13 protein-coding genes and 2 pseudogenes are annotated in these 13,306 nt (G+C 56.0%); 1 reads left to right on the top strand and 14 read right to left on the bottom strand.

Features of this window, described 5'->3' with window-relative positions:
• Nucleotides 1-16: 16 nt before the first annotated feature.
• The 14 genes and pseudogenes from rodA to rpmH form a co-directional block, all read right to left on the bottom strand.
• On the bottom strand, nucleotides 17-1,120 hold the full coding sequence (gene rodA / locus ACQKP2_RS29575) for a rod shape-determining protein RodA (RefSeq protein WP_427581824.1): 1,104 nt from the start codon (nucleotides 1,118-1,120) through the stop codon (nucleotides 17-19).
• A gap of 31 nt (nucleotides 1,121-1,151) precedes the next feature.
• Nucleotides 1,152-1,268 (bottom strand): annotated as a pseudogene (locus ACQKP2_RS29570) (hypothetical protein); the annotation flags it as partial.
• A pseudogene (locus tag ACQKP2_RS29565) lies at nucleotides 1,267-1,374 on the bottom strand (F0F1 ATP synthase subunit C); the annotation flags it as partial. The pseudogenes ACQKP2_RS29565 and ACQKP2_RS29570, both read right to left, overlap by 2 nt.
• A gap of 134 nt (nucleotides 1,375-1,508) precedes the next feature.
• Nucleotides 1,509-2,222 carry a FoF1 ATP synthase subunit A gene (locus tag ACQKP2_RS29560; protein ID WP_427581820.1) on the bottom strand — a complete coding sequence of 238 codons (714 nt, stop codon included), beginning with the start codon at nucleotides 2,220-2,222 and terminating at the stop codon, nucleotides 1,509-1,511.
• Nucleotides 2,223-2,238: 16 nt separating this feature from the next.
• The gene (locus tag ACQKP2_RS29555; RefSeq protein WP_427581819.1) at nucleotides 2,239-2,646 is read right to left on the bottom strand and encodes a F0F1 ATP synthase subunit I; all 408 of its coding nucleotides are present in this window, start codon (nucleotides 2,644-2,646) and stop codon (nucleotides 2,239-2,241) included.
• Nucleotides 2,647-2,794: 148 nt separating this feature from the next.
• Nucleotides 2,795-3,667: a ParB/RepB/Spo0J family partition protein gene (locus tag ACQKP2_RS29550; RefSeq protein ID WP_427581818.1), complete on the bottom strand. Its 873-nt coding sequence runs from the start codon at nucleotides 3,665-3,667 to the stop codon at nucleotides 2,795-2,797.
• A gap of 9 nt (nucleotides 3,668-3,676) precedes the next feature.
• Complete coding sequence (locus ACQKP2_RS29545; RefSeq protein WP_427581816.1) at nucleotides 3,677-4,474, bottom strand: ParA family protein; 798 nt, start codon at nucleotides 4,472-4,474, stop codon at nucleotides 3,677-3,679.
• Between the two features lie 18 nt (nucleotides 4,475-4,492).
• Nucleotides 4,493-5,137: a 16S rRNA (guanine(527)-N(7))-methyltransferase RsmG gene (rsmG, locus tag ACQKP2_RS29540; protein ID WP_427581815.1), complete on the bottom strand. Its 645-nt coding sequence runs from the start codon at nucleotides 5,135-5,137 to the stop codon at nucleotides 4,493-4,495.
• The gene (mnmG, locus tag ACQKP2_RS29535) at nucleotides 5,134-7,026 is read right to left on the bottom strand and encodes a tRNA uridine-5-carboxymethylaminomethyl(34) synthesis enzyme MnmG (RefSeq protein WP_427581814.1); all 1,893 of its coding nucleotides are present in this window, start codon (nucleotides 7,024-7,026) and stop codon (nucleotides 5,134-5,136) included. The genes rsmG and mnmG overlap by 4 nt, the downstream gene beginning before the upstream one ends.
• Before the next feature lie 549 nt (nucleotides 7,027-7,575).
• The gene (gene mnmE, locus ACQKP2_RS29530; RefSeq protein WP_427581813.1) at nucleotides 7,576-8,946 is read right to left on the bottom strand and encodes a tRNA uridine-5-carboxymethylaminomethyl(34) synthesis GTPase MnmE; all 1,371 of its coding nucleotides are present in this window, start codon (nucleotides 8,944-8,946) and stop codon (nucleotides 7,576-7,578) included.
• Nucleotides 8,947-9,025: 79 nt separating this feature from the next.
• Nucleotides 9,026-10,702 (bottom strand): membrane protein insertase YidC, encoded by a 1,677-nt coding sequence (gene yidC / locus ACQKP2_RS29525; RefSeq protein ID WP_427581812.1) that lies wholly within the window; start codon nucleotides 10,700-10,702, stop codon nucleotides 9,026-9,028.
• Between the two features lie 2 nt (nucleotides 10,703-10,704).
• Nucleotides 10,705-10,950 (bottom strand): membrane protein insertion efficiency factor YidD, encoded by a 246-nt coding sequence (gene yidD, locus ACQKP2_RS29520; RefSeq protein WP_427581811.1) that lies wholly within the window; start codon nucleotides 10,948-10,950, stop codon nucleotides 10,705-10,707.
• Entirely contained in the window at nucleotides 10,943-11,344 is a 402-nt protein-coding gene (gene rnpA / locus ACQKP2_RS29515; protein WP_427581822.1) for a ribonuclease P protein component, read from the bottom strand. The genes yidD and rnpA overlap by 8 nt, the downstream gene beginning before the upstream one ends.
• Nucleotides 11,345-11,360: 16 nt before the next feature.
• Complete coding sequence (gene rpmH, locus ACQKP2_RS29510) at nucleotides 11,361-11,495, bottom strand: 50S ribosomal protein L34 (protein WP_003213577.1); 135 nt, start codon at nucleotides 11,493-11,495, stop codon at nucleotides 11,361-11,363.
• Nucleotides 11,496-12,060: 565 nt separating this feature from the next.
• Between rpmH and dnaA the strand changes: the two genes are divergently transcribed.
• Nucleotides 12,061-13,306: chromosomal replication initiator protein DnaA (dnaA, locus tag ACQKP2_RS29505; RefSeq protein WP_427581810.1), on the top strand; the 1,246-nt coding region annotated here is incomplete at its 3' end.

The following is a 13,306-nucleotide window of genomic DNA, read 5'->3' as shown; positions in this document are numbered from 1 at the left end:
GAACTCGTCACCTTATTCAAACGTGCGGGATCCACTTGCGATGGGTAGGGATCGTCATCATAACGCGAAACGCTGACAGCAGCGTCACCAGCGAAGTTCCTCCGTAGCTAATGAACGGCAACGGCACCCCCACCACCGGCAACAGGCCGCTGACCATACCGATGTTGACGAAAACATAAACAAAAAACGTCATGGTCAGGGCGCCCGCCAGCAACTTGCCGAACAAGGTCTGAGCCTGGGCGGTAATCACCAGCCCGCGACCGATCAGCAAGAGGTAAATCAGCAACAGTGCGCAGATCCCCACCAGGCCGAATTCTTCGCCCATCACTGCAATAATGAAGTCGGTATGGCTCTCCGGAAGGAAGTCCAGGTGCGATTGGGTACCCAAAAGCCACCCCTTGCCGAAAACGCCACCGGAACCGATGGCCGCCTTGGACTGAATAATGTTCCAGCCGGTACCCAGCGGATCGCTTTCCGGATCGAGGAACGTCAGGATCCGCTGTTTCTGGTAGTCGTGCATGATGAAAAACCACATGGCGACGGCCACGGGTACGGTGGCGGCCAGCACGCTGAGAATCCAGCGCCAGCGCAGCCCACCCATGAACAGCACGAATGCGCCCCCGGCCAGAATCAGCAGCGAAGTGCCAAGGTCCGGTTGCCGCACGATCAGAATGAACGGAATACCAATCAACAGCAGACTGATACCGACATGCTTGAGCTGTGGTGGCAGCGTGCGCTTGGACAGATACCAGGCGATGGTCGCCGGCATCAGGATCTTCATGAACTCCGACGGCTGGAAGCGGATCACCCCGGGAATGTTGATCCAGCGGGTAGCGCCCATGGCGTTGTGGCCCATCACATCCACGACCACCAGCAGGATCACCCCGACCACATAGCCCAGCGGCACCCAGCGCGCCATGAAGCGTGGCTCGAACTGGGCGATGACGATCATCGACACCAGGCCGATGCCGAACGACGTGGCCTGCTTGGCCAGCAGATCCCAGCTCTTGCCGCTGGCCGAATACAGGACGAACAGGCTGCCGGCGGCGAGGGTCAGCAGCAGGATCAGCAATGGCCCGTCGATGTGCATGCGTTGCAACAGTGTCGCGCGGCGGCGCATCACATCCTCACTGGAGAGCATGCGATCGAAATTACTCTTCACGGGCCGTAGCCTCCGCACTTTCAGGGTTGGCGTACTCGGCCTTGAGATGACCGTTCTCGTCCAGCAACCAGGCGTCCATGACCTGGCGCACCACCGGTGCTGTCTTCCAGGAACTTGCCGCCCAGCAGGCCGAAACCAATTGCGGTACCCAGTGCGCCCAGGCCGATCAACAGTGCAACAGCGATAGCGGTTAGACCAACTACAGTTTCCATCTTTCCTCCCGACTTTTACGTCGTATGGTTTAGGTTTTTTTAATTTAAAGCGGTAAAACAAATCGTTTCAGAGGCCCCGTGAAGAGCCCCCTTCCGTTTGACCGGAAGGGACATCAGATCAGCCGAGGCTGCTCTTAATGGTTTTCTTCGTGCGCCATCGACAGGTAAACGATGGTCAGCATCATGAAGATGAACGCCTGCAGGGTGATGATCAGGATGTGGAACACAGCCCACGCCCACTGCAGTGCAACGCCCAGGCCGCTCAGCCAGAGCAGGCCGCTGCCGAACGGGTGCAGGGTCAGTTCGCCGATGAAGCCGCCGATGCCCTTGACCTTGATGCTGTAGAAAATGATGAGTGCGAAAACGGAGAACGCCATGCCCAGGGTCGCGTTCGGGTCGGTGGTCGACACGGCACGGAACGGGATGTGGTGGTCACCGGAGATCAGGATGGCCAGTTGAGGAATCCAGTCGACCGGTACCAGGTCTACGGCGTTCATCAGGAACACCCAGACGAAGATGGTCAGTGCCAGCGGTGCAATCACCGGGCTGCGGCCATGGAAGCTGTCCTTGACGCTGCCGTCGACGAATTCGACCAGTACTTCAACGAAGTTCTGCAGAGCGCCTGGCTGACCGGATGTCGCCTTCTTTGCCGCCATGCGGAAAAGAAAAACGAAGATCAGGCCCAGTGCGATCGACCAGCCGAGGGTATCGACGTGGAAAGCCCAGAAGCCCATTTCCTTGGCTTCTGCTGCGGTGTGAGCAAAGCCCCAGCCGCCGGTAGGGTGCTGACCGAAAGTCAGGTTCTGCAAGTGGTGCTGGATATAGCCCGAAGCGGTTGTTTCTGCCATGGTTGCCTCAAACGCCCTAAGGTCTCGAAAGTCTTGTTCTCATCAGCAGGGGAGCGAACCAGCTGACCAGTTGGGTCAGCACGAAGACGCCGAATACAGCCAGCGGCGCCAGTGGCTTCACACCTGCAAACGTCAATGCAAAAAGCACCGCCGTCAAAATCAGTTTGCCCGCCTCGCCGGCATAAAAAGACCGGACGATGGCTTGAGCTGCCCGGGCGCCGGAAAACCGAAATGCCCTGTGAGCGAAATAAACATTGGGAAGCAAGGCTATCAGGCCTCCGCAAAGTCCTGAGTACCCGGTAACGACTCCATGCCATTGCCAAAGCGCCAAAGCGGCGATGAGCAAGATGACAAACTGAGCCACTAATACCGGAAAAACTGCCAGGCGATGGAACGGCAAGCGGTTTGGCGTGCGGGTTTCCATCACTATTGCTCTCCAATGGTCGGCTGCCGAAATCAATTAACTTGGCATAATTTGTGCCGACAAAATGCGCGCAGAGTATAGGGGCGGTTCAGCCCCTATTCAACTATCAGGTAGTGATTTCCGACTGCGCGCTACATGAGGAGATGTTTCAGCGGATATGAGCCAACACACCTTGAAGCTCATCGAGAGAGTTGTAACCAATTACCAGCTGACCCTTGCCCTTCTTACCGTGGCGGATCTGCACCGCAGAGCCTAGGCGCTCGGCCAGACGCTGCTCCAACCGGGCAATATCCGGGTCCGGTTTTGCCGGTTCAACAGGCTCCGGTTTACCACTCAACCACTGACGAACCAGTGCCTCAGTTTGGCGCACAGTCAGCCCGCGTGCGACAACATGTCGCGCCCCTTCAACCTGCTGATTATCCGGCAAACCGAGCAAAGCGCGAGCATGCCCCATTTCCAGGTCGCCATGAGACAGCATGGTCTTGATGACTTCAGGCAGCGTGATCAGCCTTAGCAGGTTGGCCACTGTCACCCGGGATTTACCCACCGCTTCGGCAACCTGTTGTTGAGTCAGCTGGAATTCCTGCTGCAAACGCTGCAAGGCCAACGCTTCTTCAATGGGGTTAAGGTCTTCGCGCTGGATGTTCTCGATCAGCGCGATGGCGATTGCGGTCTCGTCCGGAACATCACGAACCATTGCAGGAATGGTTTCCCGTCCGGCTTGCTGGCTGGCACGCCAGCGCCGCTCGCCGGCAATGATTTCAAAACGACCGCTGCCAATGGGGCGGACCACGATCGGCTGCATCACGCCTTGAGCCTTGATCGACTGTGCCAGCTCTTCAAGCGCTTGAGGGTCCATGTCACGACGTGGCTGGTACTTGCCCCGCTGGAGCAGATCCAGAGGCAGGTGCTGAAGCTCACGCTGATCAGCTTGCGCCGCCTGTTCCTCCAGCGCGCTGACAGTCGGACCACTCAGCAGTGCATCCAGTCCACGTCCGAGACCTCGTTTCTTGACGGCCATGGGGATTCCTTAAGTTGCTTGAGCGGCGGCAGTACGTGAATTTTTGCGCTGGCGACGAACCATTTCGCCGGCCAACGCCAGATAGGCGACGGCGCCACGCGATGCTTTGTCGTAAGCCAGTGCGGGCATGCCGTAGCTCGGGGCCTCGGCCAGTCGGATGTTGCGCGGAATCACGGTGTCGTACAGCTGATCACCGAAGTGTTCCTTGAGTTGTGCCGAGACATCGTTCATCAGGCTCAGGCGCGGGTCGTACATCGTACGCAACAGGCCTTCGACCTTGAGGTTCGGGTTCAACAACTCGGCGATACGCTTGATGTTATCCACAAGGTCGCTCAGACCTTCGAGTGCAAAGTACTCGCACTGCATGGGGATAATTACCCCGTCTGCAGCGACCAGTGCGTTCAATGTCAGCATCGAAAGCGACGGTGGGCAGTCGATCAAAATGTAATCGTAGTTTTCGCGGATGGGGGCCAATGCACTGCGCAAGCGGCTTTCCTTCATCTGCATTTCCAGCAAAACCACTTCGGCAGCGGTCAGGTCGCGGTTCGCCGGCAACAATTGGTAACCACCGTGCTCGGAAAAATGCATGGCCTGGGCCAGATCGCATTCGCCGATCAGCAGGTCGTAGACCGAGTTTTCGAGACCGTGTTTATCCACACCGCTACCCATGGTGGCGTTGCCCTGTGGATCGAGATCGATCAGCAATACCCGACGCTTGGTTGCGACGAGGGATGCTGCGAGGTTGATGCAGGTGGTGGTCTTGCCGACACCACCCTTCTGGTTCGCTATCGCGAATACCTTAGCCATTCTTGCGTGTGTTCCCAATCATGCCGTGCGGCGCAGTATCAGCAGATGGCGTTGGCCTTGGCAACCGGGTACGGCCAAGGCGTGTTCGCTATCGAGGTGGAAGTCCGCCGGCAATGCTACCAGCTCGTCGGCAGGATGGACGCCCTTCATTGCAAGCCAGCGCGTATCGAAGTCACCGAGGTGGCGAGTCCAATTGGTAAAGTTTTCCATGCTGCTGAACGCACGGGAAATGATCCCGTTGAACGGTTGGGCAGGCTGGAAAGCTTCGACACGACTGTGGATAACTTGAAGGTTATCCAGTTTGAGTTCGAGTTTGACCTGGGTCAGGAAGCGGGTTTTCTTGCCATTGCTGTCCAGACACGTCACTTGAGACTGCGGAAACAGGATGGCCAATGGAATCCCGGGCATTCCGCCGCCGCTGCCGACGTCCAGCCAGCGACCATTTTCGATGAACGACATTACGCTCAGGCTGTCGAGCAGATGACGGGACACCATTTCGTCGGGATCGCGCACTGCAGTCAGGTTGTAGGCCTTGTTCCACTTGATCAGCAGGGCCAGATAACCCAGCAACTGCGTGTGCTGGGTGTCTGTCAGCGAGACGCCAAGTTGGCGAGCGCCTGTGGATAATTCTTCTGCATGTTGCGAAGTAACCAACGAACTCAAGCGCTTTGCTCCAACTGACGGCCCGCGCCGCGTTTTTTCAAATGAATCATCAACAGCGAAATCGCTGCCGGCGTTACCCCCGGAATACGTGACGCTTGGCCAAGAGTCTCCGGACGGGTCGCACCCAGCTTGCTTTGTATCTCTTTGGAAAGACCGGAAATGCTCGTGTAATCGATATCCACAGGCAATTTTGTGTCTTCACTGGCGCGCAGACGGGCGATTTCATCCTGTTGGCGATCAATGTAACCGGCGTATTTGGTCTTGATTTCAACCTGTTCGGCTACTTGTGGATCTTCTGCGCCCTCACCGGTGACGGCAATCAGACCAGCGTAGTCGATTTCCGGACGACTCAAGAGGTTGAGCAAGTTGTACTCGTGGGCCAGCGGTGTGCCGAATTTTTCGGCGACTGCATCACCCAGCTCGGTACCGGGACGGACCCAGGTGCTTTTGAGGCGTTGTTCTTCCAGCGCAATACCTTCGCGCTTCTTGCAGAACGCAGCCCAGCGCACGTCATCGACCAATCCCAACTCGCGACCTTTTTCGGTCAACCGCAGGTCGGCGTTGTCTTCGCGCAGAATCAGACGGTACTCGGCACGAGAAGTGAACATCCGGTACGGCTCTTGAGTCCCGAGGGTAATCAAGTCATCGACCAATACCCCGATATACGCTTCGTCGCGGCGTGGGCACCAGGCATCTTTGCCCTGTGCACGAAGTGCGGCGTTGGTTCCAGCCAGCAAACCCTGGGCGCCGGCTTCTTCGTAACCGGTTGTACCGTTGATCTGCCCGGCGAAAAACAGGCCGCCGATCACCTTGGTTTCCAGGCTGTATTTCAGGTCGCGCGGATCGAAATAGTCATATTCGATGGCATAGCCCGGACGCACGATGTGCGCGTTTTCCATGCCGCGAATCGATTGCACGATCTGCAGTTGCACATCGAATGGCAAGGATGTGGATATCCCGTTCGGATACAGCTCGTTTGTCGTGAGGCCTTCAGGCTCGATAAAGACCTGATGGCTTTCCTTGTCGGCAAAACGGTGAATCTTGTCTTCGATCGACGGGCAATAACGCGGGCCGATCCCTTCGATCACGCCGGAATACATCGGCGAGCGGTCGAGGTTGGAAGCAATGATTTCGTGTGTGCGGGCGTTGGTATGGGTAATCCAGCAACTGACCTGTTGTGGATGCAGTTCTTTGGACCCCATGAACGACATCACCGGAATCGGTGTATCGCCTGCTTGCTCAGTCATGACAGAGAAATCCACAGACCGGGCGTCAATACGTGGCGGTGTACCGGTTTTCAGGCGCCCGACACGCAAAGGCAATTCACGCAAACGATGTGCAAGGGCGATGGACGGCGGATCACCGGCACGACCGCCGGAAAAATTCTGCATGCCGATGTGGATAAGTCCACCCAGGAACGTGCCAGTGGTCAGTACCACGGAGTCGGCGAAGAAACGCAGGCCCATCTGGGTAACGACCCCGCGGACTTGTTCCTGTTCTACGATCAGGTCATCCGCGGCCTGTTGAAATATCCACAGGTTGGGTTGGTTTTCCAGGATTTCCCGGATAGCGGCCTTATACAGAGCCCGATCCGCCTGAGCGCGGGTTGCACGCACGGCCGGGCCTTTACGGCTGTTCAATACTCGAAATTGAATACCACCCTTATCGGTGGCCAGGGCCATCGCGCCGCCCAGGGCATCGATTTCCTTGACCAGATGGCTCTTGCCGATCCCGCCAATGGCGGGGTTGCAGCTCATGGCACCGAGGGTTTCCACGTTATGCGTCAGCAATAGGGTTTTCACCCCCATACGTGCTGAGGCCAGTGCTGCCTCGGTACCGGCATGACCGCCGCCGATGACGATCACTTCAAAACGGGAAGGGAAATCCACCACGCACCTCGTGCCTGCTTAAGTAGGTAATTCAGGAATAGTTTGAGCTCAGGTTTTTGGACCTGGTCGACAAGTATAGGGACTTCCCCCTTCCTAAAGAACCCTTTGCACAAAATTTAACCAGCTGTGGAGAAGTCGAGGTTAAAAAAATTAAAAAGAAAGAAATTTATAAAATCCTTGTTTTTATGTTTATTTCTACTGACCGACCTATCTGTGGATAGATAGCTACAGCCCTTTATTTTCAATGTGTACAGAGATTCAAAACCCTGTGGTCATGTCACCATGAGGGGCTTGGATAAACGGTTTAAGCCTGTGGATTAAGTGGTCGGTTATCCACAGTAGGGGTTGCACGCAGTTTTTAGGCCTTGTTATCAACTGATCTCTGGAGCAGTTATTCACAGGGCTTAATCCACAGAAAAGCAGTGCGCAAAATGATTCAGGCACGACTAATCCGCTCAAGAAGACAGAATCCACTCGGCACTGGGGCGATCGGTTTGAAAAGAAAGGAGGGAACAGACAGGCACGAATGGCCTGTCTGTGGACAAGAGGCTATTTACCGATGCAGAAGCTGGAGAAGATTCGACCCAACAAATCATCAGAGCTGAATGCGCCGGTGATTTCCCCCAGGAATTGCTGAGCCTGTCGCAGATCTTCGGCCAGCAACTCGCCGGCCCCGGCCAATGTCAGTTGAGCGCGGCCATGCTCTAGAGAGGCGCTTGCATGTCGCAAGGCTTCGAGGTGACGCCGGCGCGCACTGAAGCTGCTTTCCGAGGTCTGTTCGTAGCCCATGCAGGCTTTCAGGTGTTCACGCAGCAATTCCAGGCCGGCACCTCCAGCCTTGGCACTCAGGCTGATGGTTACGTGGCCATCCTCACTGACATCCAGAGAAATCGCCTCACCTGTCAAATCGGCCTTGTTACGGATCAGCGTGACTTTCGCCGGATCGGGACGCGTTTCGAGGAATTCCGGCCACAACGCAAACGGATCCAGTGCTTCCGGGGCTGTTGCATCGACGACCAACAACACGCGATCGGCCTCGCCAATGGCTTTCAATGCACGCTCGACACCAATTTTTTCCACATGATCGTCTGTATCGCGAAGCCCTGCAGTATCGACCACGTGCAGTGGCATGCCATCAATGTGGATATGTTCGCGCAGAACGTCTCGGGTGGTACCGGCAATCTCGGTGACGATGGCCGCTTCACGTCCGGCCAATGCGTTGAGCAAACTGGATTTACCCGCATTGGGTCGGCCAGCGATCACCACGGTCATGCCATCACGTAGCAAGGCGCCTTGTCCGGCCTCATGCAGTACGGTGGATAACTCGTTGCGTACCTTATCGAGCATGCTCAGTACATGGCCATCAGCAAGGAAGTCGATTTCTTCTTCCGGAAAATCAATGGCCGCTTCGACGTAGATGCGCAGGCTGATCAGTTGTTCTGTGAGGTTATGCACACGCGTCGAGAATGCGCCCTGCAAGGAACGCAGTGCATTGCGAGCGGCCTGGGCAGAACTGGCCTCAATCAGATCGGCAATTGCTTCGGCCTGGGCCAAATCGAGCTTGTCGTTCAAGAACGCGCGTTCGCTGAATTCCCCGGGCCTGGCAAGACGGCAACCCAATTCCAGGCACCGCTTGAGAAGCATGTCCAGAACGATCGGGCCGCCATGGCCTTGCAATTCGAACACGTCTTCGCCGGTGAATGAATTCGGCCCGGGGAAATACAGTGCTATTCCCTGATCGAGCACTTCGTCGTTTTCACCGAGGAACGGACCATAGTGGGCGAATCGGGGCTTGAGTTCGCGACCGCTGAAAGCCTTGGCTGCAATGCTGGCCAACGGACCGGAAATTCGGACGATGCCTACCCCGCCACGGCCTTGGGCAGTGGCGACGGCGGCGATGGTTTCACGAGGAACGCTCATAAACCGGTATCCAGACAAATGTGACAGATAGCAAAACGCCCCACTAGGGGGCGTTTTGAGTGGTTATCCACAGTGTAAGTCAGGCAGTCGCTGTAGACGCCTGGATCTTGCGAGTGATGTACCACTGTTGGGCGATCGAGAGGCAGTTGTTGACTACCCAGTACAGCACCAGACCGGCCGGGAACCACAGGAAGAAGAAGGTGAAGATGATAGGCATCAGCTTCATGACCTTGGCCTGCATCGGATCCGGTGGAGTCGGGTTCAGCTGCTGCTGGATGAACATGGTTGCACCCATGATGATCGGCAGAATGAAGAACGGATCCTTGATCGACAGGTCAGTGATCCACAGCATGAACGGCGCCTGGCGCATTTCAACGCTTTCCAGCAGAACCCAGTACAGCGAAAGGAAAACCGGCATCTGCACCAGGATCGGCAAGCAACCACCCAGTGGATTGATCTTCTCTTTCTTGTACAGCTCCATCATGGCCTGCGACATTTTCTGCCGGTCATCACCATGTTGTTCTTTCAGCGCAGCCAGTTTTGGCGCCACTGCACGCATGCGCGCCATGGATTTGTAACTGGCAGCCGACAACGGGAAGAAAAGCCCTTTGATCAGCATGGTCAGGAAGATGATCGACCAGCCCCAGTTACCCACAATGGCGTGGATATGTTGCAGCAACCAGAAAATTGGCTGAGCAATGAACCACAGAATGCCGTAGTCGACGGTCAATTCCAGACCTGGGGACAACTCTTTGAGTACAGCCTGGCTTTTTGGACCGGCGTACAGAACGGCACTGACTTCAGCCTTGGCACCCGGTGCCACCGTCAGCGACGGACCGGTGTAACCGATGATGTAGTTGCCTTTGCTGTCTTTGCGAGTCTGGACAATATTGCTCTCGCCCTTGGCCGGAACCCAAGCCGTCACAAAGTAGTGTTGCAACCAGGCAACCCAGCCACCGTTAACGGTTTCTTTCAGCGTGCCCTTGTCCATATCCTTCATGGACACTTTCTTGTACGGCTCGGAACTTGTCCACAGGGCGGCGCCCAGATAAGTCGCAGTACCGGTAGCGGTGCTGGAGGACGGATCCGAACTGGCGTCACGCTTCAGTTGCGCGAACATTGCACCGGACCAGGGTTGTGCACTTTCGTTGTCGATCAGGTAGGAAACGGTCACGTCATACAGACCACGTTTCAGGGTGAAACGCTTGATGTAGTTGACGCCGTCCTTGCTGAACTTCAGGTCCACGACCAATTGGTCCTGACCATCGGCCAGTTGATAGACCTTCTTCTCCGAGGAGTAAACCGGACGACCGGCTGGACTTGCATCCGGGCCATTGGTGCCGATCAGGCCGCTTTGAGCCAGGTAAGTACGCTCGTTGCCATTGTCGAACAACTGGAACGGAATTTCCGGGTGGTCCTGGCGGCGTGGATACAGCGGCAACTTCAGTTGGGCAACATCTCCACCCTGTGGATCGATTGCCAGATCGAGCACATCCGTTTTGATCTGGATGAGGTCGGTGCTCACAGCCACCGGGGTTTCGGCAGGTGCGCTGGTATCGTTTGCAGCGTGTGGAATGTCGTCACTGACGGACGCCTTATTGCCAGTTGCCGTATCCGGGAGACCCGGCGCGGTCGTACTGGAAGCAACATTCTGAGTCGGCAAGGCAGCCTGACCATAGTCCTGGTTCCATTTGAGAACCATAACGTAGGACACGATTGCCAGGGCGACGATCAGGATCGTGCGTTTGATATCCATGATTACTCGGCCATCGAAGAAGAACGGGAGGTAGGGATAGGTGGAACCGGGTCATAACCACCGGGATTCCACGGATGACAGCGACCTAAACGACGAAAGGTCAGCCAGCCACCACGTAAAAGGCCATGAGTTTCTATGGCTTCCAACGCGTAGCAGGAACAACTGGGGTAGAAACGACAGTGATTGGCCATCAAGGGGCTAATGGCATAACGGTAAAACTGGATCGGAACGAGTGCCAGTTTACGCATCAGGACTGTCTACCCCTACAGTTTCGGTTTTTACTGCTGGTACTGGCTTGGTACGTGCCAGACGTTTCCAGAGTTTGCCGAAATGCTGAATCAATTCGGGGTTTTCTACGTCACCCAAACCTTTGCGCGCGACGATAACAATGTCCCAGCCGACCAATGAATCCTGGTTCAGACGGAACGATTCACGCATCAGACGTTTGAGGCGATTGCGCTCAACGGAGAGCTTTACGCTCTTTTTCCCGATCACCAGGCCCAGACGGGGGTGATCAAGATCGTTGTTGCGCGCAAGGAGCAGGAGATTTTTCCCCGGAACCTTGCCGGTAGGGGAGTCAAAGACTGCCTTGAAGTGCCGGGGTGTAAGCAGGCGCTTTTCCCGACTGAAGTCCTGACTCACCTTCAGTGCCGGATTATCAAACTGCCAGACGCGCACGACCTTTGGCGCGACGACGCGACAGGACTGCGCGGCCGTTCTTGGTAGCCATGCGAGCACGGAAGCCGTGGGTACGAGCGCGTTTGATAGTGCTTGGTTGGAAAGTACGTTTCATTGTCGTGTTACCTGGTTCGTCCACAACGGGCCGGAATGGCCCCTGTTTTAAGAGACCGGCGATTCTAGAGAAAGCAAGCCTCTAGGTCAATTTCCAACCAGCGTTTCCTTATCAATGGACGTCCAGTCCTTTCCGAGCATTGAGCATTGGTCAGTCATAAAAATAAATGAAGGAAATATTTAAAGCTTTTCTGTAAAACTTTTAAAAGCTAGGCATGCGGCCTTCTGTGGATAACCAAGCTGGCGCCTTATTTCCTCTGGTGTACAGAGAATGACAACTACGCTGGAAAACCGTGTTCAGCCTGTGCCGGAGCGTCGGAAAACCTGTGCGTGAAAGAGCCAGTTATCCACAAGCAGGTTATCCACCTGGTTTCGCCCCCAGTTGTGCAGTGACTTCAGCTCCTGTTATCCACAAGGCTTATGCACAGACCATTGGTCGTCTTTTTGTCGTATGGATAGTCGATTCTTCTTGGTCGATGTCCCTTCTACGTGTGGATAAGTCAGCGTCTGGTCGTTACAATGGCCGCTTGTTTTTGCCTCACCGGCTTTCAACTTAGGGGATCTCCGTGTCAGTGGAACTCTGGCAGCAGTGCGTGGAGCTTTTGCGCGATGAGCTGCCTGCCCAACAATTCAACACTTGGATCCGTCCACTACAGGTCGAAGCCGAAGGCGACGAGTTGCGTGTCTATGCACCCAATCGCTTTGTTCTGGACTGGGTCAACGAGAAGTACCTGAGCCGCGTCCTGGAGTTGCTCGACGAGCATGGCAATGGCATGGCGCCCGCACTGTCCTTATTAATAGGCAGCAAGCGTAGTTCAGCGCCGCGTGCTGCTCCGAATGCCCCGCTGGCTGCCGCTGCGGCGGCATCCCAGGTTCAGGCTGCATCAGCTCCGGTCAATACTCCGGCGCCGGCTCCGGTGGCCGCGCCGACCAAGCGTGCGACGCAAAAAGTCGCCGAGGTCGTTGAAGAGGAGCCATCGCGCGACAGTTTCGATCCAATGGCTGGCGCGAGCTCGCAGCAGGCACCGGTTCGCACTGAGCAGCGTACTGTGCAGGTGGAAGGTGCGCTCAAGCACACCAGCTACCTGAACCGCACCTTCACCTTCGAAAACTTCGTTGAGGGTAAGTCCAACCAACTGGCCCGGGCTGCTGCCTGGCAGGTGGCGGATAATCCTAAGCATGGCTACAACCCGCTCTTCCTCTATGGGGGCGTAGGTTTGGGTAAGACCCACTTGATGCACGCTGTGGGTAACCATCTATTAAAGAAGAACCCGAATGCCAAGGTCGTCTACCTGCATTCCGAGCGGTTCGTGGCGGATATGGTCAAGGCGCTGCAACTCAACGCAATCAACGAGTTCAAGCGCTTTTACCGTTCGGTCGATGCCCTGCTGATCGACGATATTCAATTCTTTGCCCGCAAGGAGCGTTCCCAGGAGGAGTTTTTCCACACCTTCAACGCCCTGCTGGAAGGCGGTCAGCAAGTCATTCTCACCAGTGACCGCTATCCGAAAGAAATCGAAGGCCTTGAAGAGCGCCTCAAATCACGTTTTGGCTGGGGATTGACGGTTGCCGTCGAACCACCGGAGCTTGAAACGCGTGTGGCGATCCTGATGAAAAAGGCCGATCAGGCCAAAGTCGAGCTGCCCCATGATGCCGCGTTCTTCATTGCCCAGCGGATTCGCTCCAACGTCCGTGAGCTGGAAGGTGCGCTGAAGCGTGTAATCGCCAGGTGTTGGTTGGGCGATCTGCTGTTGTGCCAGGCCGATGAACGCGCTCATGGCGGAGGTGATCATCGAGTCGTTGCGACGGATG

It is taken from the genome of Pseudomonas sp. NPDC089569 (assembly GCF_050280625.1).
In the GTDB taxonomy this organism is placed as follows: Bacteria; Pseudomonadota; Gammaproteobacteria; order Pseudomonadales; family Pseudomonadaceae; genus Aquipseudomonas.
This window is presented reverse-complemented; position numbering and strand designations above follow the sequence as displayed.